The sequence below is a fragment of the Kitasatospora sp. NPDC032150 genome, from assembly GCF_055579945.1.
On record NZ_JBVIMH010000007.1, the window covers coordinates 82,627 to 101,896 of the forward strand.

Genomic DNA, 19,270 nt, shown 5'->3' on the forward strand with positions numbered 1-19,270 from the left:
CGTCAGCGACAGCCGGAGCCGCGACAGCACGCACCGCGGCGGCGGGCGGCACCGGGACCGCAGGCGCCGCGACAGCGGGAGCCGCAGCCGAGCGCGAGGTCGATGTGCCGGCGCACCGTCAGCGCCGGTCCGTCCGGGATGTCCGAGGCGGGGGCGGAAGCGGTGCGGAACCTGCGTACCGCGGTCACTGCACTGCCCTCCCCCGGATGGTGCGGGCGCGATGCCCGACGTGTTCCGGACGTTGCGCCCGGCGGCCTGTCGGTGAAGAGCGTTCCACGGCCGGGCCGCCCGAGGCAACCCAGACCTGACGAATCTTCCGGTATACGGACTGTGATCCCACCATTCGGGACGACGGTGCCGTGAGCACCGGTTTCGGGCCCTCTGACGGGGCCGGATCCGGCCGTCGGCGCGCCGCCTCGGCATCCTCTACGGCCACCGGCGCACCGTCAGGGACGGACCATCGGCCCGCTCAAGGGGCTTCGGGCCCCGCAAGAGGCGTCAACGGCGGGTCGCCACGTGCTCGACCAAGCGGATCAGCAGCTCCTTGCCGTCCTCGCGGCGACGGGCGTCGCAGAGCAGCACCGGCACCCCGGGGTCCAGGTCGAGCGCGTCCCGGACGTCATCGGGAGCATACGCCCCGGCGCCCTCGAAGCAGTTCACCGCGACCAGGAACGGGATGCCGCGCTGCTCGAAGAAGTCTACCGAGGGGAAGCAGTCGGCCAGCCGTCGGGTGTCGGCCAGCACCAGCGCGCCGAGCGCACCCCGCGCCAGTTCGTCCCATAGGAACCAGAAGCGGTCCTGCCCCGGGGCGCCGAACAGGTAGAGGGCGAGCCCGGGTCGCAGGTCGATCCGGCCGAAGTCCATCGCCACCGTGGTGGTCCGCTTGGCCTCGACGCCGGCCGTGTCGTCCACCGGGCGCCCCAGCTCGCTGAGCTGCTCCTCGGTGCGCAGCGGCCTGATCTCGCTGACCGCGCCGACCAGCGTGGTCTTGCCGACGCCGAAGCCGCCGGCCACCAGGACCTTCAACGCGACCGCACCCCAGGGGGATTCGCCCGGCGACGGTGCATCAGAGTGCGCGGAGGCCATCGATCACGTCTCGCAGCAGGCGCTCGTCCGGCAGCTGGGCGAGCGGAACGGGTCGGATGACGCTGATCAGCTCGGCCTCGTGCAGGTCACCGAGCAGCACCCGCACCACGCTGACCGGCAGATCGGTGTACGAGCCCAACTCCGCGACGCTCAGCGGTTCGTCGCGGCAGAGCTTTAGCAGGGCGTGGTGCTCGGGCCCCAACGCGTGCTCCAGGCTGAGCAGTTCGGCCTGGTCGACGGCCCTGATCAGCGAGATCAGGTCGAACAGCCCGTCGTCGGCGGGGCGGGCGCGGCCGCGAGTCATCGAGAACAGCCGCACCACCGGCCCCGCGTCGTCGTCGAACCAGCGGTCCTCCTCGGGCGGGCGCAGCACGGAGGAATCCACCGCGCTCAGCGCGGCGGGCGGTTCGGGTGCGGCGTCCTCGATGCTCATCGGCTCGCTCATCTCCCGGGCGGAGTGGCCTCGGTACGCGGCTCGGCCGACAGGTGATCGCCGACCCGCTTCACCAGCAGGGCCATCTCGTAGGCGATCTGGCCCACGTCGGACTCGGCGTCGCTCAGTACGGCGAGGCAGCTGCCGTCGCCGGCGGCCGTGATGAACAGGAACGCCTCGTCCAGCTCCACCATCGTCTGGCGGACCCCGCCCACCTGGAAGTGCCGCCCGGCCCCCCTGGCCAGGCTGTGGAAGCCGGCCGCGACGGCCGCCAGGTGCTCGGCGTCCTCCCGCTGGATCCCGCTGGACGTGCCGGTGGCCAACCCGTCGCTGGACAGGATGACCGCGTGCCGCAGGGCCGCGACCCGTCCCACCAGGTCGTCCAGAAGCCAGTTGAGTTCTCCGGACGGCTGTGCCGTAGCGGTCATGATTCGGTTCCTTCCGTTGGTGCAGGCTGTGCTTGTCGTGCGGGAGGTGCGGACTGCGGCGGCAGCGATGACGCTTGACTCCCGCGATTCGGTTGCACCGGTCCGGCCGGGCGCTGCGGTCCGGCGGGCTGCTGCGAGGTCTGTGCGGCGGGCCCGCCGGGCTGGGCTGGCAGTGCGGGCCGGGCACGCGGTGCGGGCAGCTCTGCCGGGCGGGGCGCTGACGGGAGCGCCGCGCGTCGGCCGCTTCGTCCCGACAGGCCGCCGGACCGCCCGTCCGGCCCTGCGGCGGTGGAGGGGCCGGTGCCGGCGGACGGGTCGACGGGCTGCCCGGTGATCGGGCCGGCAATCCTGGCGGCAGTCGGGTCGGCGGGCCTCTTCGAGGACTCGGTGTGCCCGGACGGGGACTTGGCAAGCCCGGACGGGGACTTGGCGGGCCCGGCCGGGCGGTCGGCCCCGGAGGTAGCGGTGGACGCGCCGGACACGGGCGGGTCCGGCACGACGGTCAGCGAGGCGGGCTGGCTCCGGTCGCCCCGGCCGCGCTGGTAGCCGCGCTGGAACGAGGCGAAGGCCGACCTGGCCTCCTCCGGCGAACGCTCCCGGACGGACTCGCGCTCACCCGTCCGCGGCGTCGGCCTACCCGCCGCGGCTGCTGCTGCGGCAGCCGCAGCAGCGGCCTTCAGCTGGGGTGCGAGGCTGGCCTGCCGTACGCGTCGCGGCAGCCGGCCGCCGGCCGTCAGAAGCGGAGTGCGCTGCGCGGACGGCTGGGCGTCGTCCGAGGCCGAGGGCCCGGCCTCCGGGGTGGCGGCCTCGGCGGCAGGGCGAGCCGAGGGCGCGGAGGCGAATCCGGCGGACGGAACGGCGCCCGTCCGGGGCGGCGCGGCATGCGCTGGGGCCGCGGCACGACGGACGTGCGCCTCCTCGGCGGAATCCCCCTCGACCGGGCTGCCCGGTCGGCGGTGCCGCCCGGCCCCGGAGCTCGGGTCCGCGCCCGCGTCGGTGCCGGCGTCCGTACCGGCACCGGCGTACGCACCGGTACCGGTGTCCACGAGCGCACCTGGGGCGGCATCCGCTGTCATGTCAGACCCGACCGGCTCATCCGTTCCGGCCGTGCCCGCAGCGTTCGCAGCGACCGCGCTCGACGTGTCCACCGGTACCAGGCGCGGCGCGCCCGGGTGCGCACTGGCGCGGCGGCGCGGCAGTCCGCCGGGCGTACGGGCCGGCTCGGGCACCGAGGGACGCGGGCCGCCGGACAGCCGCTCGACAGCGCACGCCGGCTGTACCGACTCGTCGCTCTCGGCGCGCGCCTCGGCGCTGCGCCGGTGCGTTTCGTCCTCTGGCAGCGCCGGTACGGCAACCAACTCGCGCTGGCCGCGCCGTACGCCGGCGGACCGCTGAGCGGTCCCGTCCGGGGTGCTCCCGGCCCCGCCCGCCGTGCCGGCTCCCGGGCCGGCCGGGGCCGGGACCTCCGCCAGGAGCTCACGCGGGATCAGCACCACCGCCGAGGTCCCGCCGTAGGGCGAGGGCCGCAGGTGGACCCGGATGCCGTGCCGCAGGGCGAGCCGGCTGACCACGAACAGGCCCAGCCGGTCGGTGTCGGCGAGGTCGAACTCCTGCTCCTCCGAGAGCCGTTGGTTGATCTCCTCCAGGGCCTGCTCGCCGAGCCCGAGGCCCCGGTCGTCGATCTCCAGGCAGAAGCCGTGGGCCACCACCTCACCCTGGACGGTGACCTGGGTGTTCGGCGGGGAGTAGACCGTGGCGTTCTCGACCAGTTCGGCGATCAGGTGGATGACGTCCGCGACCGTGCTGCCGAGCAGGCCGGTGCCGGGGAACGGCCGGACGACCACCCGCGCGTAGTCCTCCACCTCGCTGACCGCCGCCCGGACCACGTCCACCATCCGGACCGGCTTGCGCCAGGCCCGGCCCGGCGAACCGCCGGCCAGGATGATCAGGCCCTCGGCGTGCCGCCGCATCCTGGTGGTCATGTGGTCGAGGCGGAACAGGTCCTCCAGCTCGGCCGGGTCCTCCGCCCGGCGTTCCATGGTGTCCAGCAGGGTCAGCTGACGGTGCAGCAGCACCTGGCTGCGGCGGGCCAGGTTGACGAAGACCGCCGACACGCCCTCGCGCAGTTCGGCCTGCGCCACCGCGGCCTCGACGGCGGCCCGCTGCACCGCGTTGAGGGCCTGTCCGACCTGGCCGATCTCTCCCGGTCCCAGGTCCAGCGCCGGGGCCTCCGCGGCCACGTCCACCGCCTCGCCCTTGCGCAGCCGGAGCATCACCGAGGGCAGCCGGGCGCCGGCCAGCTCCTGGGCGGCGTTGCGCAGGGTGATCAGCTCGCGCACCAGGCCGCGGCCGATCCGGAAGGAGATCGCGATCGAGAGCACCACCGCGACCAGACCGATCAGACCGGCGATGCCGCCGCGCACCAGCTGGTGGATCGCGGCGGAGCGGGCGCGGTCGCCCAGGGTGGCGTCCAGCCGGGTGTTGAGACCCGCCAGCGAGGCCAGGGCGCCGTCGGCGGCGTCGCGCCAGGAGTTCTCGGAGAGCCGCTTCACCGCCTGGACGTGGTCGGGCGAGTCCTCGAAGAAGGCCTCCGCGCTGAGCAGCGCCAGCCAGTTGTTGCCGGCGCGCAGGTTGCGGTAGCCGCTCTGGTCCTGCGGATCCAGCTCGTCGATGTAGACGTCGAACAGTGCCCGCTGGTTGTGCAGGCCGTCCAGGGCCTCCTGGACCATCAGCGAGTCGGGGTGGTCGGTGAGCCGCAGGCCCTCCATCGCCGCGTCCTCGCGGGACAGGTACTCCCGGGCCCGGACCAGCTCGGTCAGGATCGTTCCCTGCCTGGGCAGTTGGCCGCTCTGCCGGCTCACGAAGGCGGACCGGAAGCTGAACACCGGATCGATCAGCGCGCTGTACTGGTCGATCACGTACGACCAGAAGTTCGCCGCGCGGGCCACCTGGCCCCGGATCGGGGCGAGCTGGTCGGCACCGCCGAGGATGTCCTGGAGCCGCTTGTTCTGGACGGCGTCGAGCTTCTCCCCCTCCGGACCGTTCGCCTTGGTACGCAGCGCCTCGAGGTCCCGGTCGGTGACATCCTGCGTCCGGCGGTACGCCTCGGTGAGGGCGGCGGAGTCGCCGGCCGCGAGCGAGAGCACGGCCGCCCGACGCTCCTCCTGGACGTCCCGGGCGTACTGGTCCACGGACTCGCCGAAGGAGCGGTAGGCGGCGGCCACGCCCAGCTGCCGCCAGACGTCGCCGGTGGTCACCAGGGTCGCGTAGACCCAGAGACCGGTGAGGGCGACGATGGGCACCATGAGCAGCGCGATGATCTTCGCGCGGATCGAGCTGCGGCGCAGACGCATGGAGTCCTCGGTCGGGATGGCTCTCGGGCCTGGACGGTGATGACGGTACTTCGGCAGCGGTCGGGGTCGGTCGGGGCGCCGGCCATGGCACCGCACCAGCCCGGACGTCAAGACACACGCCGGACCACGTACGGGCCGCACGCCGGGCCATGTGCGATCTGCGCGAGCTTACTACTCACTGAGCGTCCGTTCGAAGGCTCGAATCCATTGTCCGGAGCCGGTCGCCGCAATCCGCCCGTTTTGACTGGTTACATACATTCTGTCCGGGTGGCGAGGGCAGCACCGCGCACCTTGGCATGTGCCGGATCCGATCCGGCGCCGTCGCCCCCCTGGGCAGCGCAGCGACGATCGGGTAGCTTCGCAGACCCACCGCGCGCCGGACCCGCCGGACCGGGCCACGGGCCCGGTGCACGGCCGAGCCGGCACACCAGGACCAGGGCGACGGACGACGGGATCGGGGGCACCGTGCGCGAGTTCAGCAGCCCCCCGCTCGCCACCCCGGCCACCGGCGGGCTGGCCGACTCGGTGTACGACACGGCCGAGCGCACCCCCGACCTGGTCCAGCTCTCCCGACGGAAGCCCTCCGACGGTCGCGAATCACCGCCTGAATGGCGCGATGTGACGGTCATTCAGTTCCGCCACGAGATCCTCGCACTGGCCAAGGGCCTGCTGGCCAGGGGCGTCCGGTTCGGCGACCGGGTCGCGCTGATGTCCTCCACCCGGTACGAGTGGACGTTGTTCGACTACGCGCTGTGGTCGATCGGTGCCATCCCCGTGCCGGTGTACCCGAGCTCGGCCGCCGAACAGGTCCGCTGGATCCTGGCGGAGACCCGCGCCGTCGCCTGCGTGGTGGAGGACGAGGACCACGCCATGACCATCGGCGCGGTCTGCGACGCGCTCCCCGACCTCACCGGCATCTGGCAGCTGGACCGCGGCTGCGTGGCCGAGCTTGTCGAGGACGGCCGCGACGTACCCGAGGGCCTGGTGCACCGCGGTCGATCGGGGGTCACCCCCGACTCGGTCGCCACCGTCGTCTACACCTCGGGCACCACCGGTCGCCCCAAGGGCTGCCTGCTCACCCACGGCAACCTCGCCGCCGAGGCGGACGCCGCGCTGGCCGGCTGGCACGAGCTGTTCCAGGACACCGGCGGCCTCCCGCCCGCGACACTGATGATCCTGCCGCTGGCCCACATCTACGGCCGGATGGTGCAGATCACGGCAGTGCGCGGTGGCGTGCGGATCGGCCACCACGGCTCCCTCTCGCCCGACTCGCTGCTGCCCGCGCTCACCTCCTTCCGGCCGACCTACCTGCACGCCGTGCCGTACGTCTTCGAGCGGATCCACCAGCGGGCCAGGGAGTCCGCCGAGCAGGCCGGCCGCGGCGAACTCTTCGCCCAGGCCGCCGAGGTCGCCGTCCAGTGGGCCGCCGCCCGCGAGCGGCGCGCCTTCGGACGCGGGCCCGGCCCCGGTGCCGCGCTGCGCCTGCGCCACAGCGCCTACGACCGGCTGGTGTACCAGCGGCTGCGCGCCGTACTGGGCGGACGGGTCCGCAACGTGATCAGCGGAGGCTCCACCCTGGGCCGGGAGCTGGGGCTCTTCTTCGCGGGTGCCGGACTGACGGTGTACGAGGGGTACGGGCTGACCGAGACCAGCGCCGCGATCACCGCCAACCCTCCGCGCCGGGCCAAGGCGGGCACCGTCGGCCCGCCGATGCCCGGCGCCTCGGTGGCGATCGCCGACGACGGCGAGGTCTGGGTACGCGGCGACACGGTCTTCGCGGGCTACCTCAACCACCCGCGCTGCACCCAGCAGGTCCTCCGGAACGGCTGGTTGGCCACCGGTGACCTCGGCACCCTGGACGAGGACGGCTACCTCAGCATCACCGGCCGCAAGAAGGACCTGATCGTCACCAGCAACGGCAAGAACGTCGCCCCCGCCACCCTGGAGGAACGCGTCCGGTCCCACCCGCTCGTCTCGCACTGCCTCGTGGTCGGCGACAACCGCCCCTACCTCACCGCCCTGATCACCCTCGACCCGCCCGCCCTCGCCCACTGGCTGACGATCCACGGCCGTGAACAACTGGACATCTGGGGCGTGTTGACCGACCAGGAGCTGCACGGCGAGATCCAGCGCGTCATCGCCGCGGCCAACACCGCCGTCTCCCGCGCCGAGTCCATCCGCGCCTTCCGCCTGCTCCCGCACCAGTTCACGGTCGAACAGGGCCTGCTGACACCCTCCCTCAAGCTCCGCCGCCAGGCCATCCTCCAGCTGCACGCGGACGACATCGAGGAGCTGTACGCACCGTGAGCCGCCTTCCGGGCCGGACGATCCGACCGGATGCGCGCCTCCGACGGGACGTCCGGCCGCACCCCGTCCCTCGTCCGGGAGTGGGGCGCGGCCGGGACCGACTCGGATCGGCGGCTCGGGCTACCGGCTGCTCGGGCCGCCCCTCAGGCCGACTGCCCGAGGTTGCGGTCGGGCCAGCCGTACTGGCCGCCGGTCAGGCACCGGCGGAGAGGGCGGGCAGGTAGCCACCGGCCTGGCCGTCCGCGTTCGGGTGGTAGCTCTCGTCGATCGGGAGCGTGGTGCTGTGAAGCCACTGCGTGCCACTGCCGCAGATCTCGTGACCGCTGAACAGGCCGCGGACGTCCTCGAAGGTGAAGCCCGCGTTGGCGGCTCTTTTCGCGATGACACCGTCGAGAGTGTCGGCCGCGCCGTTGATGGCCGCGCGCTTGGTGTCACCGATGCCGAAGATGCAGGTGCCGTTGATCTGGTAGAGGTGCGGGTAACCCAGCACCACCACATGGGCGTTGGGCGCCTTGCCGTGGATCGCCGAGTAGACCTGGTCGAGCTGGGCGGGCAGGGTGTTCTTCGCGTAGGCCTCCCCCGCCGAGACGGCGCTCAGGCAGGCGCTCTCGGTGTTCAGCACGCAGGTCTCCATGGTGTTGGCGAAGCCCGCGTCGTTGCCGCCGATGGTGATGCTCACCAACGTGGTGGCCGAGTTGAGTCCGGAGAGCTGGCTGTTCAGCACGTCGCCCGTCCGCGCGCCGGAGCAGGCCGCGAAGGTGAACGAGGACGCCCCGTGGGCGTTCTTCCAGAGGTAGGGGTACGCGTTGGTGCTGCGCTCGCAGCTGCCACTCTCACTGGTGTAGCTGCCTGCGCCGACGCCGGAGGAGTAGGAGTCCCCCAGTGCGACGTAGTTGACGGTGGCTGCGCTGGCGGCGGTCGCGCCGACCAGGGTGGTGAGCGCGAGGAGACCGGCCAGAGCGGTTGCGGACACGGCACGAGCAGGGCGCATGGAGCACCTCCACAAAGGTGACGGGGGTCACATTTGTGATACCAGCCGGTAGGCAATTCGAACAGTGCTCATGCCAAGATTGTTGATGAACAATGCGCTTGTGACGTCGCCAGATGAACGAGGCGTCAACTCTCCGCGACCACCGAGACGTTCAACAGACGACTTCGAGTTCGAATCCCTGGGCGTCAATCAGGTGCACGGCCGACCCGGTGTCCACCCGCAGCCACCAGCCGGCTTCGAGCGCCACCGCCACGGCGTCCCGCGAACCGTGCACCGCAAGGTGGTTGAGCCCGGCACGCAGCCGCTGGTACCCGCCCGGCAGCAGCGCCGGCGACTGCTCCAGCACCACGTAGCTGTCACCGAGGCGCCAGCTACGCCCGTTCGCCCAGTGCTGGAACGGCTCGCAGCCGAGCGCCACCAGCACCGGCCCCCACTGCCGTTCGGCCTGGTCGAGGTCGTCGACCCACAGCTCCACGTGATGAATCAGGCCCACGCCTCACCCCTTCGACACCCACACCGCTCACCACCCCCGCGAGGTCAGCTGACGAAGAGCCAACCGGACGACGGGAGTTCCTCGATCGCTTCGTTGGCGGCGGCCGGCACACCCAGCTCGGCCACCGCGGTCGCCACCGCCGCGTGCGCCTGGCGCAGCCCCGTCTCGCCCCAGCCGAGCAGCTCGACCGCCAGCCCCGGGGCGACCAGCAGCCGCCGGTAGTGCCGGCCGGACGCCGGGTCGGGCGCGGTCGGCCCGACGGCGCGAAGAGCCGCGGCCATCCGCACCCGCGCGCACTCGTGGCCGCCGTTCGCCGACCCGACCCGGTCGTAGAGGTAGCCGAGGTAGTGCGCCGGGCCGATCACCGCCTGCGCCTCCTCGCGGGCCTCGCGGGCCAGCGCGGCCGCGGGATCGCCGTCGTCCTCGGGCTCCAGCGAACCGCCCGGCAGGCTGACCACGCCGTCCCTGGGGTTCACCAGCGTCAGCACCCGCCCGTCCGGCACGAAGAGCCAGCCCCAGGACTGCTTCACCGGCAGCCCGGCGGGCACCGCCTCCCCCGGCCGCCACGGCCAGCCCGCATTGGGACGGCGCCGCACCCGGCCGAGCAGCTCGGAGATCTCCGCGCTGTACTCGATACTGCTCACTCGCCCCCCTCCAGCGGTCGTGCCCGCGCCTCGTGCGGCGCGCGGTCGGTTCGGGTCGGGGACGACCTGGCAGGAGGCCGCCTGGTGCGCTCCGACCTGTTGATCTTCCCCGAACACGCGGTCGATGAACAGTCCTGGCCGCCGCGCGGGGCATGCCGCAGAACCCCGCGGTGCGGAACAACAGGGGACGAACCGGAGACCAACGGAGGCTGAACGGCAGATCAGCCGACGCACTCCTGGGCCATTCTGACGCCTCAGCGCCCGGCGTCACCCCCGTCCCCGGCCGCGTCGCCACCCTGTTCCCGGGTCGCCCCGCCCGACTCCCCCGCCCCACCACCCGGCCCGTCCGCATCGGGCACACCGGCCTCGCCGACCACCCCGCGTTCGCCGATCGCATCACCTTCATCGGCCGGCCGCTGCGACGGACCGCCCGCCCACCGGCCCCACCGGGAGGGCAAGGGGAACCCCGCCCGGGCCGCCAGCCGCCCCGGCGGACCCTCCGCCCCCACCGCGACCAGGGCGGCCGCGGTCTCCACCACCGACATCGGCCGCAGCCACCCGTCCACCAGCACCCAGCCCAGCACCTCGCGCCCACCGTCCGCCCTCGCCGGGCGGTACAGCAGCAACTCCCCGGCCCCGTACCCGGCGACCGCCGCCGCGAGCGTGATGCAGAACGCCTCCACCTCCCGACCGGAGGTGGTGAACGCCCCGGACTCCACCACCGGTTCGGCCCGCGCCGAAAGCTGCTCCCCGTCCAACAGGCCGACCGACCGCAGCACCAGCAGCTGCCGCCCCTCGCCCGCCCCGGCCCCGAGCGCCAGGTAGACCTCGGACACGTACTGCAGCACGGCGACCAAGCGCTCCTCCGGCTGCTCCTCCAGGCCGACGGACATCAGCAGCACCGAACTGCCGACGGAGATCCGCACCCTGGCGAGGTGGTCCGCCAGCAGCACCGGGAGCAGCTCGGCCAGCGGCTCGCCCCGGTAGACGAACGGCTCGCCCGCCAGCTCCGGATCGGCGGCGTAGGCGACCCTGGCCACCGGGTCGTCCTGGGCCAGCAGGTGCTGCTCGCAGAAGTCGGCGAAGTCGAGCGGCTCCAGGACCCTGAGGTGCACCTCCAGCCCCTCACCGCGCAGGGCGCGCAGCTGGTTCTCCGTCCGGCGCAGGTAGTACCCGTAGTCGGCGCCACCGAACAGGCCGTGCTCGCGCAGCCGCGCGAAGTCGGCCGGGTCGACGGCGACCGCGAGCGCCACCGGTTGCCGCAGCACCCCGCCCGTACCCTGCCGCGGGCGCCCGCCGCCCCCGGTGCCCCGGGATCCGTCGGCCGGCCCGGTGGCGCCGCTCCCGGCTCTCTGCCTTCGCCGCCCGGGGCCGTTCGGCTCCGCTCTCCCCGACTCCGGCCGCCGCGTTCCTCGCCTCCGCGCCTCGGACCCGCTCGGCCTCGCCACCCTCGACCCGCTCGGCCCCGACGGGCTGGACTCCGAGCGGCTGCACTTCGACCGCCCGCACTTCGACCGACTCGACATGGACGACATCGGACCCTCCCTCGGAACGACTGTCGGAGTGCCCACCGACGGCGGGCCACTGACACTCGCGACCATACAGAGCGTCACTGACAATCCACTCTCCGCAGCAGTTCCGGCCGGGCGCCCCCGCAGCGATCCCGCGCCCTTCGCCGGCCGCCACAAGCGCCGAAACGCCAGAAGGCCCGGAGTGGACATCCACTCCGGGCCTTCCGTGCCGGTGGGCCTAACAGGACTTGAACCTGTGGCCTCTTCCTTATCAGGGAAGCGCTCTAACCGTCTGAGCTATAGGCCCTTGCCGCACAGAGAGATTAGCTGACCTGCGGCCTATCTCCAAAACGCGTGCGGATCCCGACCCGCAGGTGAAAGCCGCTCTGACGTTCGGGGAAGTCCCGCCCCCAGCCAACCGGCCCCCCTGCCCCGCCGCTGTTCTCGAAGCCCCACCACCAGGCCGCGGCCGGCCACTCGGTGTACCGCAGGACCGGGCATGCGCGCGGGGCCGCCCCCGGCGCACCCCTCCAAGATCCCCGTGAACTCCTGCGGCCCCGCCCCGGTGCGGGTGGGAGCCCGATGACCACGACGGGCCGGGCATTGTCAGCGGCTCCTGTGATACTCGGAGCTGGTCGGCCGTACCCTGGGCCGGCCCCGCGCCGACTCGGAGGGAGCAGAAGTGGCGATCATGCGGGTGAGGGCCCTGCCGTGAGACTGCTGCACACCTCCGACTGGCACCTGGGCCGCTCGTTCCACCGGGAGAACCTGCACCAGGCCCAGCGCGCCTTCCTGGACCACCTGGTGGCAGTGGTCGAAGCGCGCCGGGTCGAGGCGGTGCTGGTCGCGGGCGACGTCTACGACCGGGCGCTGCCAGGGCTCGAGGCGGTGGCGCTCTTCGACGACGTGCTGCACCGGCTGGCCGACCTCGGGGTGCCGACGGTCTTCATCAGCGGCAACCACGACTCGGCACGCAGGCTCGGGGTGGGCGCCGGTCTGATCGAGCGGGCCGGCATCCATCTGCGCACCGATCCGGACGGCTGCGCCGCCCCGGTGCTGCTGGCCGACGAGCACGGCCCGGTGGCGGTCTACGGGCTGCCGTACCTGGAGCCGGCGCTCACCCGGGAGCGGTTCGGGCTGGAGGCCGGCGGGCACACCGAGGTGCTGCGCGCGGCGATGGCGCGGGTCACGGCGGACCTGGCGGAGCGCCCCGCCGGCACCAGGGCGGTGGTGCTCGCACACGCCTTCGTCACGGGCGGCGAGCCGAGCGACAGCGAGCGGGACATCACCGTCGGCGGCGTGGCGAGCGTCCCGGCCTCGGTGTTCGACGGGGCGCACTACGCCGCGCTGGGCCATCTGCACGGCTGCCAGACCCTCGCCCCTCATCTGCGCTACAGCGGCTCCCCGCTGGCCTACTCCTTCTCCGAGACGGACCACCGCAAGACCATGTGGCTGGTCGACCTCGCCGCCGACGGCTCGGTCGAGGCCGAGCGGATCGACTGCCCGCAGCCGCGTCCGCTGGCCCGGATCAGAGGGCGGCTGGCCGAACTGCTGGCCGACGAGCGGCTCGCCGTGCACGAGCGGGCCTGGATCCAGGCCACCCTCACCGACCCGGTCCGTCCGGCCAACCCGATGGAGGAGCTGCGGCGCCGCTTCCCGCACACCCTCCAGCTGCTGTTCGAGCCCGAGCCCACTCCGGGCGAGGAACGCGTCTCGTACGCGGACCGGGTCAGCGGCCGGGCGGACTTGGAGATCGCCGAGGGCTTCGTCAAGCACGTCCGCGGCAGCGGGCCGGACGAGCTGGAGCAGGGCTGGCTGCGGGAGGCCTTCGAGGCCGTCAGGCTGGCCGACGAGCGCGCGCGGGAGCTGCCCCGATGAGACTTCACCAGTTGACGGTCACCGCCTTCGGCCCGTTCGCCGGGACGGAGCAGGTGGACTTCGACCACCTCACCTCCGGCGGGCTCTTCCTGCTGCGCGGCGCCACGGGCGCCGGCAAGAGCAGCGTGCTGGACGCGGTCTGCTTCGCGCTCTACGGCGAGGTCCCCGGCGCCCGGCGGGGCAATCCGCTGCGCAGCGATCACGCCGATCCGCTGCTGCCCACCGAGGTCCGTCTGGAGCTGACCCTGGGCGGGCGCCGACTGGAGATCACCCGCAGCCCCGAGCAGAAGCGTCCCAAGCGCCGCGGCACCGGCACCACGACCGAGAAGCCGCGGACCTTGCTGCGCGAGTGGTCCGCCGACCTCGGTGACGGTTCGCCGGGCTGGCGGGCCGTCAGCAGGTCGCACCAGGAGGCCGGGGAGGAGATCCGCCGGCTGATCGGCATGAGTCGCGACCAGTTCTGCCAGGTCGTCCTGCTCCCGCAGGGAGACTTCGCCCGCTTCCTGCGTGCCGACGCCGCGGACCGGGCGGCGCTGCTGCGGCAGCTGTTCGACACCGGCCGGTTCGACCAGGTGGAGCGCTGGCTCGGCGAGCAGCGGCGCGCCCAGGAGGCCGCCGTGCAGGGCGGGCTGCAGCGGCTGCGCGACCTCGTGGGCCGCGCACAGGAGGCGGCCGGCCCCGGCGCCGAGCCGCCGGACGGCTGGGTGCCCGACGAGGACACCGGGGTCAGGGCCTCGGCCGCCGGGTCGGCGGGGCTGGCGGCCGGGGCGCTCGGCTGGGCGGCGATCCTGCGCGGCGGTGCGGCGGAGCAGTTGGCGGTGACTCGCTCGGCCGTGGCACTGGCCGAGGGCTCCCATGCGGCGGCCCAGCGGCACCGGCAGTGGGCGGGCGAGCTGGCCGACCGTCAACGTCGGCACCAAGCAGCAGCGTTGGAGGCGCAGCGACTGCGCGACTCGGCCGATCGGCTCGCCGACGACGAGCGGCGGCTGGCCGCCGCCCAGGCCGCCCTGGGCGTGGAGTCGGTGCTGCGGCTGTGCGACAGCGCGTCCGCCGCCCTGCACGCCGCTCGCCAGACCGAACACGAGCGCCGCGCCGCCCTGTCCCGCCTCATCACTCCCTCGCCCGAGGCGGGCGGCGACCACTCCGACGCCCAGCCGCCGGTCGACGTGTCCTTCTTCGCCCGCCCTGCCGTCAGCGGCTCCGCCGACCGCCACGAGGCCTTCGGGGAGTCTCTCGGGGAGGCCGAACTGGCCGAGGCCGAGCGTAGGTTGCAGGCGCAGCTCGGACTGCTGGAGGCGGCGCGAGCCGATGAGCGGCGGCAGGCCGAGCTGCACCGGGAGCATCACAAGCTCACCGCCGACCGGGAGCGTGCCGACGAGCTCGCGGAGGAGGCCCAGGACTGGCTGCGGGACTTCGAGGACCGGCTCACAGCCCTCCAGGAAGAGCGCGAGGCAGCCCGGGTCGCCGGCGCCAGGGTCGAGCAACTGGACGCCCACCGCGCCGACTTGAACCACCGCCTGGCGGCCGCCGACCGGCGGGACGAACTGCGCACCAGGATGGCCGAGGCGGAGGCTGAGGTGTCGGTGCTGCGCGACCGGGCGCAGGACGCCCGCGAGCACAGCCTGGAGCTGCGGGAGCGCCGACTCGCCGGCATGGCGGCCGAGTTGGCGGGCCAGCTGTCCGCGGGTGCGGCCTGCCGGGTCTGCGGCTCCGAGGTACATCCCGCCCCCGCGAAGCCGTCCGCAGCTCAGGTGAGCGCTGCGGACGAGGAGGCCGCCAGGGCTGTGCAGAGCCGGGCCGAACGGGCGCTGTCGGCGGCCGAGACGGCCCTGACGGCACTGCGGGTCGAGGAGGCGGAGGCGTCCGGCGCCGCCGGTGCGCAGCAGGTCGCCGAGGTGCGGGCAGCACTGGCGGAGGCCGAGCGAGAGCGGCGCTCGGCCGTCCGGGCGGCCGAGGGCCTCGGCGCGGTGGAGCAGCGGATCGACCGGCTGGCGGGCGAGCAGTCCCGGCGGCAGGCTCAGCTGCGGCAGGCCGGTGAGGACAGCGCGGCACTCGCCGGGCAGCTGAAGAAACTGGCCGAGGAGCAGCAGGAGTTGGGGCAGCGGGTGCACGCGGCCCGGGCCGGCGCCGCGTCGGTCGACACCCGGGCCACCGGGCTGGCCGCGCTGGCGGAGGCCGTGGTCGCCGCACTGGCCGCCGTCCGGGATTCGACCGCGGCCGGGTCCCGGTTGGCGGAGGCCGCACAGGAGCTGACCCGGACCAGCCTGGCGGCGGGCTTCGCCGCACCCGGGGACGCCCGCGCCGCGCTGCTGCCCGCCGCCGAGCGGACGACCCTGAAGTCTCGGCTGGAGCAGCAGCGCGCGGCCCTGGACGCGGTCGAACGGCAGCTGGCCGACCCAGAGTTGGTCGCGGCGGCGGCGCAGCCCGCGGTCGATCAGGAGGCCGCGGAGGCCCGCCTCCTGGCGGCAACGGCCCGGCTGAGGGCGGCTTCGGCGGCCGAGAGCGCGGCCGTCGAGCGCTGTGCGGCGCTGGCCCGGCTCAGCGGTGAGCTGGCGGCGCTCGCCGCCGAACTCGCCCCGGCCTTGGAGCTGCACGGGCGGGTCAGCCGGCTGGCCGGTCTCGCCGCCGGCACCTCGCCGGAGAACGCCCTGCGGATGCGGCTGGAGTCGTACGTCCTGGCGGCCCGGCTGGAGCAGGTGGCGCAGCGGGCGAGCGGGCGGCTGGTACGGATGTCCGGCGGGCGGTACACGCTCGTCCACAGCGACGACCGGATCGCGGGCAACCGGCGCTCCGGCCTGGCCCTCCGGGTGGTGGACGCCTGGACGGGCGTCGCCCGGGACACCGCCACGCTCTCTGGCGGGGAGAGCTTCTTCGCCTCGCTCGCCCTGGCGCTCGGACTGGCCGACGTGGTCACGGACGAGGCGGGCGGGATGCCGCTGGACACCCTCTTCATCGACGAGGGCTTCGGCAGCCTCGACGAGCAGACGCTGGAGGAGGTGATGGACGTGCTGGACGGGCTGCGCGAGCGGGACCGGGCGGTCGGCATCGTGAGCCATGTCGCCGATCTGCGTTCCCGGATCCCCGGTCAGCTCCTGGTCCGCAAGGGCCGGCACGGCTCGACCTTGCACCTGGCCACCCGTACGGACGGCTAGGCCGGCCCGCTCTGGACGTGGGCCGGCCCGATTGGGACGGTGGGGACGGCCGAGTCGGCCGGCCCGGCACCGCGCTCGGCCACCCGTACGGGCGACCGGGCCGGCACCGTCGGCCGGTGCCGCGCCGGCCGTTCAGCCGGAGCAGGCGATGCGCTGGGCCTCCTGCCAGGTGCAGACGGGGCAGAAGGTGATCCCGGGGTGGTCGGCGGGCAGCTCGGTGGGGTCGCCGCACCGGACGCAGTCGGCGCGCGGCCCGGTGAGTGCCGGGTCGTGGGTGAGTGCCCGGACGGCGTCGCCGTCCGGGGCGAGTGCGCACTGCTGGGTTTCGTCCGCCATGCCGTCTTCCTACCCCGCGCGCCCGTCCCCGGCCAAACACGGATCGGACAGCGGGAACAGCCGGGTGAGCGCCCGGGGCCGCGGGACCCTCCCGGTCATCCGCCCGCGCGGATGCGGGAGGCATCCGTGGCGCGCCGGAGCCCGGCCCGCAGACCACCCCCAGGCCCGGGGCCGGGTGCGGTTCCCCCACCCAGGGCATGGGGAACCGCCCGGCCGGCCCGTCACGAGGCCGTGCGGTTCCCCGCGGCCGAGGGCCCTCCCGTCAGCCGGAGAGTCAGACCCTGCCGGAGAAGCCACATCACGTCCTCACCGTCAGCCGAGGAAGGAAAGCCGGACCGTGCGGCGCGGGTTGTCTCCGTTGGTGTCGACCAGGACCACCGACTGCCAGACCCCGAGCGCGAGTTGGCCGCCGATGACCGGCAGGGTGGCGTGCGGGGCGACCAGCCCGGGAAGCACGTGGTCGCGCCCGTGTCCGGGACTGCCGTGGCGGTGGCGCCAGCGGTTGTCGGCGGGGAGCAGGTCACGCAGGGCCGCGAGCAGGTCGCCGTCGCTCCCGGCACCGGTCTCGATCACCGCGACCCCGGCGGTGGCGTGCGGGACGAAGACGTTCAGCAGACCGTCCCGTCCGGGGGCGGCCGTGTCCAGGAAGGCCGCACAGCGGTCGGTGATGTCGAGGGCGACCTCAGCGGTGCCGGTGGTGATCTCGAAGGTCATGGTGTGGAAGGTGTCCGCCATGGCGCCCATCCTTGCCCACCCCGCGCCGCCGTGGGCAACTGGGCTCGCCGTCCGCCGGGACGGAGCCACCGGCCGGCCGGGGCCGCGCACGCTCCTGGAACGGCGCCGGCCGGGCACGCCGGGCCGGGTACACCTGACCGGGACGGCGGCCAGGACCCGGCCGGAACGGCGGCCACGCAGACCTGGTCCGTGTCCGGGCAGCACAAATACCCGACAGACCTCAGGTCCATCGGGTCGGGTCGACCGGGCCCGCGCCGGGCGGGCCCGGCGCTCAGCCCCGGCTGCCGAACAGGCTCCGCTTCAGCCTGCGCAGCGGCGCCAGCAGCAGCACCCTGGTGGTGCGGCGACGGGAGGCCGGGCTGGCCACGCCACGCGGCGTCAGCTCTCTTATCAGGCCCAGCGCCTCCGCCGTGTCCACCGTGGAGAGCGCCGGAGCACCCAGCACCGACAGGTGGCGGTCGATCCGGCGGCCGGTCGCGCCGACGCCGCACTGGATCGCCGGCACCCGGGGCCGACTCCGTACTTGCATCTGTTCCATCTGTTTCCCACCCCTACGAGGCGCCAGGGCCGTGGCGAAGACTATCCGTGGGGGACGGCCTTCGCGCAACCGTCCTGGTGTTCTGCCACCGTACCGTGCGCAACTAACTGACGCTTCACCAGGATGCCGTGGCCTCGGTCACGAGTGCGCATCGACCTGACGCATCGACGGATGGGATAATCCCGGGTCAGCCCGCCGACGGCCGGCCGGACCCGCCTTCCTTGTCATCTGAGGCGAATGCGGCTACTCACGGCGCGCGGGCCGGGCGGGCCGCGCCGGGCGCACGACGGGCCCGCTGCCCGACAGCCCGGCCGGCGTGGCGAACAGGAAGGACGCCCCGACACCGGAGAGGCCCAGCCCGGTGAAGGAGACCAGGGCGAGCACCGTCAGCCAGGACCCGGGCGAGGCCCAGCGCACCAGGCCGGCATAGCGGAGCAGGCCGGCCAGCCCGAGGAGCCCGGTGCCGACCAGGGCCGCCATCCCGCTGCGCACCCGGCGCAGCTCGGCCTCCTGCCAGCCGAGCAGCAGGGCCACCCCGAAGGTGAGGCACCAGGCTCCGAGCACCCGCACGTCCAAGGCGCGCACCTGCCAGGGCCAGTCCCGGGCGAGGACGTCCGGGACCAGGTACAGCAGGAGTCCGCAGGCGGCGAAGACCAGTCCGTTGCCGATGATCGGCGCGGCGACCCACCAGGGCAGCCGGGGCGGCCGGGGTGCGGGCTGCCCGTTCCGCGCCCGCCAGCGCGTGTTGCGGCGCCACTGCGCGCCGAAGGCGATCAGCCCGAGGAGCGGTGCGGCGGCATGGCCTCCGAGCCAGACCCAGGCGGAGAGGACCGCGACGGCCCCGCCCTGCGCCAGGTGGAGCGTGCCGTGTCCGAGCAGGCAGGCGCCGAGCGTCAGCAGCACCAGCAGCGAGCTGGCCGCCACCGCCACCCGGACCCGGACCCACTGCTCGGCGCACAGGGCCATGGCGAGCATCAGGCAGCTGCCGCCGTATCCCGCGCCCAGCAGGGTCGCGGTGACGGGCGACATCCGCCAGGGGAAGAGGTCGACGGTGTGGCCGCTGAGCAGGGTGAGGTCGGCGGCGCCGTACCCGGCGACCAGCAGCAGCGGGGCCAGCACCAGCCCCTGTAGCACTGGGCTGACTGCCGGACCTGCGGTCGGCTGCGAGCGCACGGCGGCTCCTGGAGACAGCGGTGGACGGTCGGCAGTCGGGGCGACGGGGCGCGGGATCGGCGGGCATCCCTGTGAGACGTCCCGTCAATATAGGAGTCGATGCCAGGCCCGGCAATGGACCGGGCAATACTTCAGGAAATGAACACATCCGGGGGATTGACGCCCCCGCTTCCTACAAGCAGTATCTCTAGCAATGCGGGCGACCGGATCAC

The 19,270-nt window shown here is 73.9% G+C and carries 15 protein-coding genes and 1 tRNA gene; 3 read left to right on the forward strand and 13 right to left on the reverse strand.

What is annotated here, in order from left to right:
• Positions 1-498: 498 nt before the first annotated feature.
• From ACZ5ON_RS10985 to ACZ5ON_RS11000, 4 genes are read right to left on the reverse strand one after another with little or no spacing between them, the layout of a single operon-like run.
• Positions 499-1,086: a GTP-binding protein gene (locus tag ACZ5ON_RS10985; RefSeq protein WP_465588926.1), complete on the reverse strand. Its 588-nt coding sequence runs from the start codon at positions 1,084-1,086 to the stop codon at positions 499-501.
• Positions 1,067-1,519 carry a DUF742 domain-containing protein gene (locus ACZ5ON_RS10990; protein ID WP_465588931.1) on the reverse strand — a complete coding sequence of 151 codons (453 nt, stop codon included), beginning with the start codon at positions 1,517-1,519 and terminating at the stop codon, positions 1,067-1,069. Before ACZ5ON_RS10990 ends, ACZ5ON_RS10985 begins: the two co-directional genes overlap by 20 nt.
• A gap of 8 nt (positions 1,520-1,527) precedes the next feature.
• Positions 1,528-1,947, reverse strand: coding sequence for a roadblock/LC7 domain-containing protein (locus ACZ5ON_RS10995; RefSeq protein ID WP_465588934.1), 420 nt, complete (start codon positions 1,945-1,947; stop codon positions 1,528-1,530).
• The gene (locus ACZ5ON_RS11000; RefSeq protein ID WP_465588937.1) at positions 1,944-5,300 is read right to left on the reverse strand and encodes a sensor histidine kinase; all 3,357 of its coding nucleotides are present in this window, start codon (positions 5,298-5,300) and stop codon (positions 1,944-1,946) included. Before ACZ5ON_RS11000 ends, ACZ5ON_RS10995 begins: the two co-directional genes overlap by 4 nt.
• 465 nt (positions 5,301-5,765) lie before the next feature.
• On the opposite strand from ACZ5ON_RS11000, the gene ACZ5ON_RS11005 reads away from it, so the two are divergent.
• Positions 5,766-7,607, forward strand: coding sequence for an AMP-dependent synthetase/ligase (locus ACZ5ON_RS11005; RefSeq protein WP_465588940.1), 1,842 nt, complete (start codon positions 5,766-5,768; stop codon positions 7,605-7,607).
• A 193-nt stretch (positions 7,608-7,800) separates the two neighbouring features.
• Here ACZ5ON_RS11005 and ACZ5ON_RS11010 read toward each other — a convergent pair whose 3' ends face one another.
• From ACZ5ON_RS11010 to ACZ5ON_RS11030, 5 genes are all read right to left on the reverse strand, one after another.
• Positions 7,801-8,598, reverse strand: coding sequence for an SGNH/GDSL hydrolase family protein (locus ACZ5ON_RS11010; RefSeq protein WP_465588943.1), 798 nt, complete (start codon positions 8,596-8,598; stop codon positions 7,801-7,803).
• A 151-nt stretch (positions 8,599-8,749) separates the two neighbouring features.
• On the reverse strand, positions 8,750-9,091 hold the full coding sequence (locus tag ACZ5ON_RS11015) for a VOC family protein (protein WP_465588946.1): 342 nt from the start codon (positions 9,089-9,091) through the stop codon (positions 8,750-8,752).
• A gap of 44 nt (positions 9,092-9,135) precedes the next feature.
• Positions 9,136-9,735 (reverse strand): hypothetical protein, encoded by a 600-nt coding sequence (locus ACZ5ON_RS11020; RefSeq protein ID WP_465588949.1) that lies wholly within the window; start codon positions 9,733-9,735, stop codon positions 9,136-9,138.
• A gap of 254 nt (positions 9,736-9,989) precedes the next feature.
• Positions 9,990-11,003, reverse strand: coding sequence for a hypothetical protein (locus tag ACZ5ON_RS11025; protein WP_465588952.1), 1,014 nt, complete (start codon positions 11,001-11,003; stop codon positions 9,990-9,992).
• Between the two features lie 476 nt (positions 11,004-11,479).
• A tRNA-Ile gene (locus tag ACZ5ON_RS11030) sits at positions 11,480-11,553 on the reverse strand.
• Between the two features lie 404 nt (positions 11,554-11,957).
• Here ACZ5ON_RS11030 and ACZ5ON_RS11035 point away from each other — a divergent pair.
• Both ACZ5ON_RS11035 and ACZ5ON_RS11040 read left to right on the forward strand, forming a co-directional pair.
• On the forward strand, positions 11,958-13,124 hold the full coding sequence (locus ACZ5ON_RS11035; RefSeq protein WP_465588955.1) for an exonuclease SbcCD subunit D: 1,167 nt from the start codon (positions 11,958-11,960) through the stop codon (positions 13,122-13,124).
• On the forward strand, positions 13,121-16,276 hold the full coding sequence (locus ACZ5ON_RS11040) for an AAA family ATPase (RefSeq protein ID WP_465588958.1): 3,156 nt from the start codon (positions 13,121-13,123) through the stop codon (positions 16,274-16,276). The genes ACZ5ON_RS11035 and ACZ5ON_RS11040 overlap by 4 nt, the downstream gene beginning before the upstream one ends.
• A gap of 132 nt (positions 16,277-16,408) precedes the next feature.
• On the opposite strand, the gene ACZ5ON_RS11045 is transcribed toward ACZ5ON_RS11040, so the two are convergent.
• The 4 genes from ACZ5ON_RS11045 to ACZ5ON_RS11060 form a co-directional block, all read right to left on the reverse strand.
• Complete coding sequence (locus ACZ5ON_RS11045; protein ID WP_344636986.1) at positions 16,409-16,612, reverse strand: hypothetical protein; 204 nt, start codon at positions 16,610-16,612, stop codon at positions 16,409-16,411.
• Between the two features lie 312 nt (positions 16,613-16,924).
• Positions 16,925-17,347, reverse strand: a complete 423-nt coding sequence (locus ACZ5ON_RS11050; RefSeq protein ID WP_465588961.1) for a YjbQ family protein — start codon at positions 17,345-17,347, stop codon at positions 16,925-16,927.
• Between the two features lie 271 nt (positions 17,348-17,618).
• Positions 17,619-17,885 (reverse strand): hypothetical protein, encoded by a 267-nt coding sequence (locus ACZ5ON_RS11055; RefSeq protein ID WP_465588964.1) that lies wholly within the window; start codon positions 17,883-17,885, stop codon positions 17,619-17,621.
• A gap of 243 nt (positions 17,886-18,128) precedes the next feature.
• Positions 18,129-19,058, reverse strand: a complete 930-nt coding sequence (locus tag ACZ5ON_RS11060) for a hypothetical protein (RefSeq protein WP_465588967.1) — start codon at positions 19,056-19,058, stop codon at positions 18,129-18,131.
• Positions 19,059-19,270 lie beyond the last annotated feature (212 nt).

Bases quoted from the DNA above. Each gene is read 5' to 3' on its own strand.
- ACZ5ON_RS10985 (WP_465588926.1), bottom strand. From the start codon at position 1,086: ATGGCCTCCGCGCACTCTGATGCACCGTCGCCGGGCGAATCCCCCTGG.
- ACZ5ON_RS10990 (WP_465588931.1), bottom strand. From the start codon at position 1,519: ATGAGCATCGAGGACGCCGCACCCGAACCGCCCGCCGCGCTGAGCGCG.
- ACZ5ON_RS10995 (WP_465588934.1), bottom strand. From the start codon at position 1,947: ATGACCGCTACGGCACAGCCGTCCGGAGAACTCAACTGGCTTCTGGAC.
- ACZ5ON_RS11000 (WP_465588937.1), bottom strand. From the start codon at position 5,300: ATGCGTCTGCGCCGCAGCTCGATCCGCGCGAAGATCATCGCGCTGCTC.
- ACZ5ON_RS11010 (WP_465588943.1), bottom strand. From the start codon at position 8,598: ATGCGCCCTGCTCGTGCCGTGTCCGCAACCGCTCTGGCCGGTCTCCTC.
- ACZ5ON_RS11040 (WP_465588958.1), top strand. From the start codon at position 13,121: ATGAGACTTCACCAGTTGACGGTCACCGCCTTCGGCCCGTTCGCCGGG.
- ACZ5ON_RS11045 (WP_344636986.1), bottom strand. From the start codon at position 16,612: ATGGCGGACGAAACCCAGCAGTGCGCACTCGCCCCGGACGGCGACGCC.
- ACZ5ON_RS11050 (WP_465588961.1), bottom strand. From the start codon at position 17,347: ATGGCGGACACCTTCCACACCATGACCTTCGAGATCACCACCGGCACC.
- ACZ5ON_RS11055 (WP_465588964.1), bottom strand. From the start codon at position 17,885: ATGGAACAGATGCAAGTACGGAGTCGGCCCCGGGTGCCGGCGATCCAG.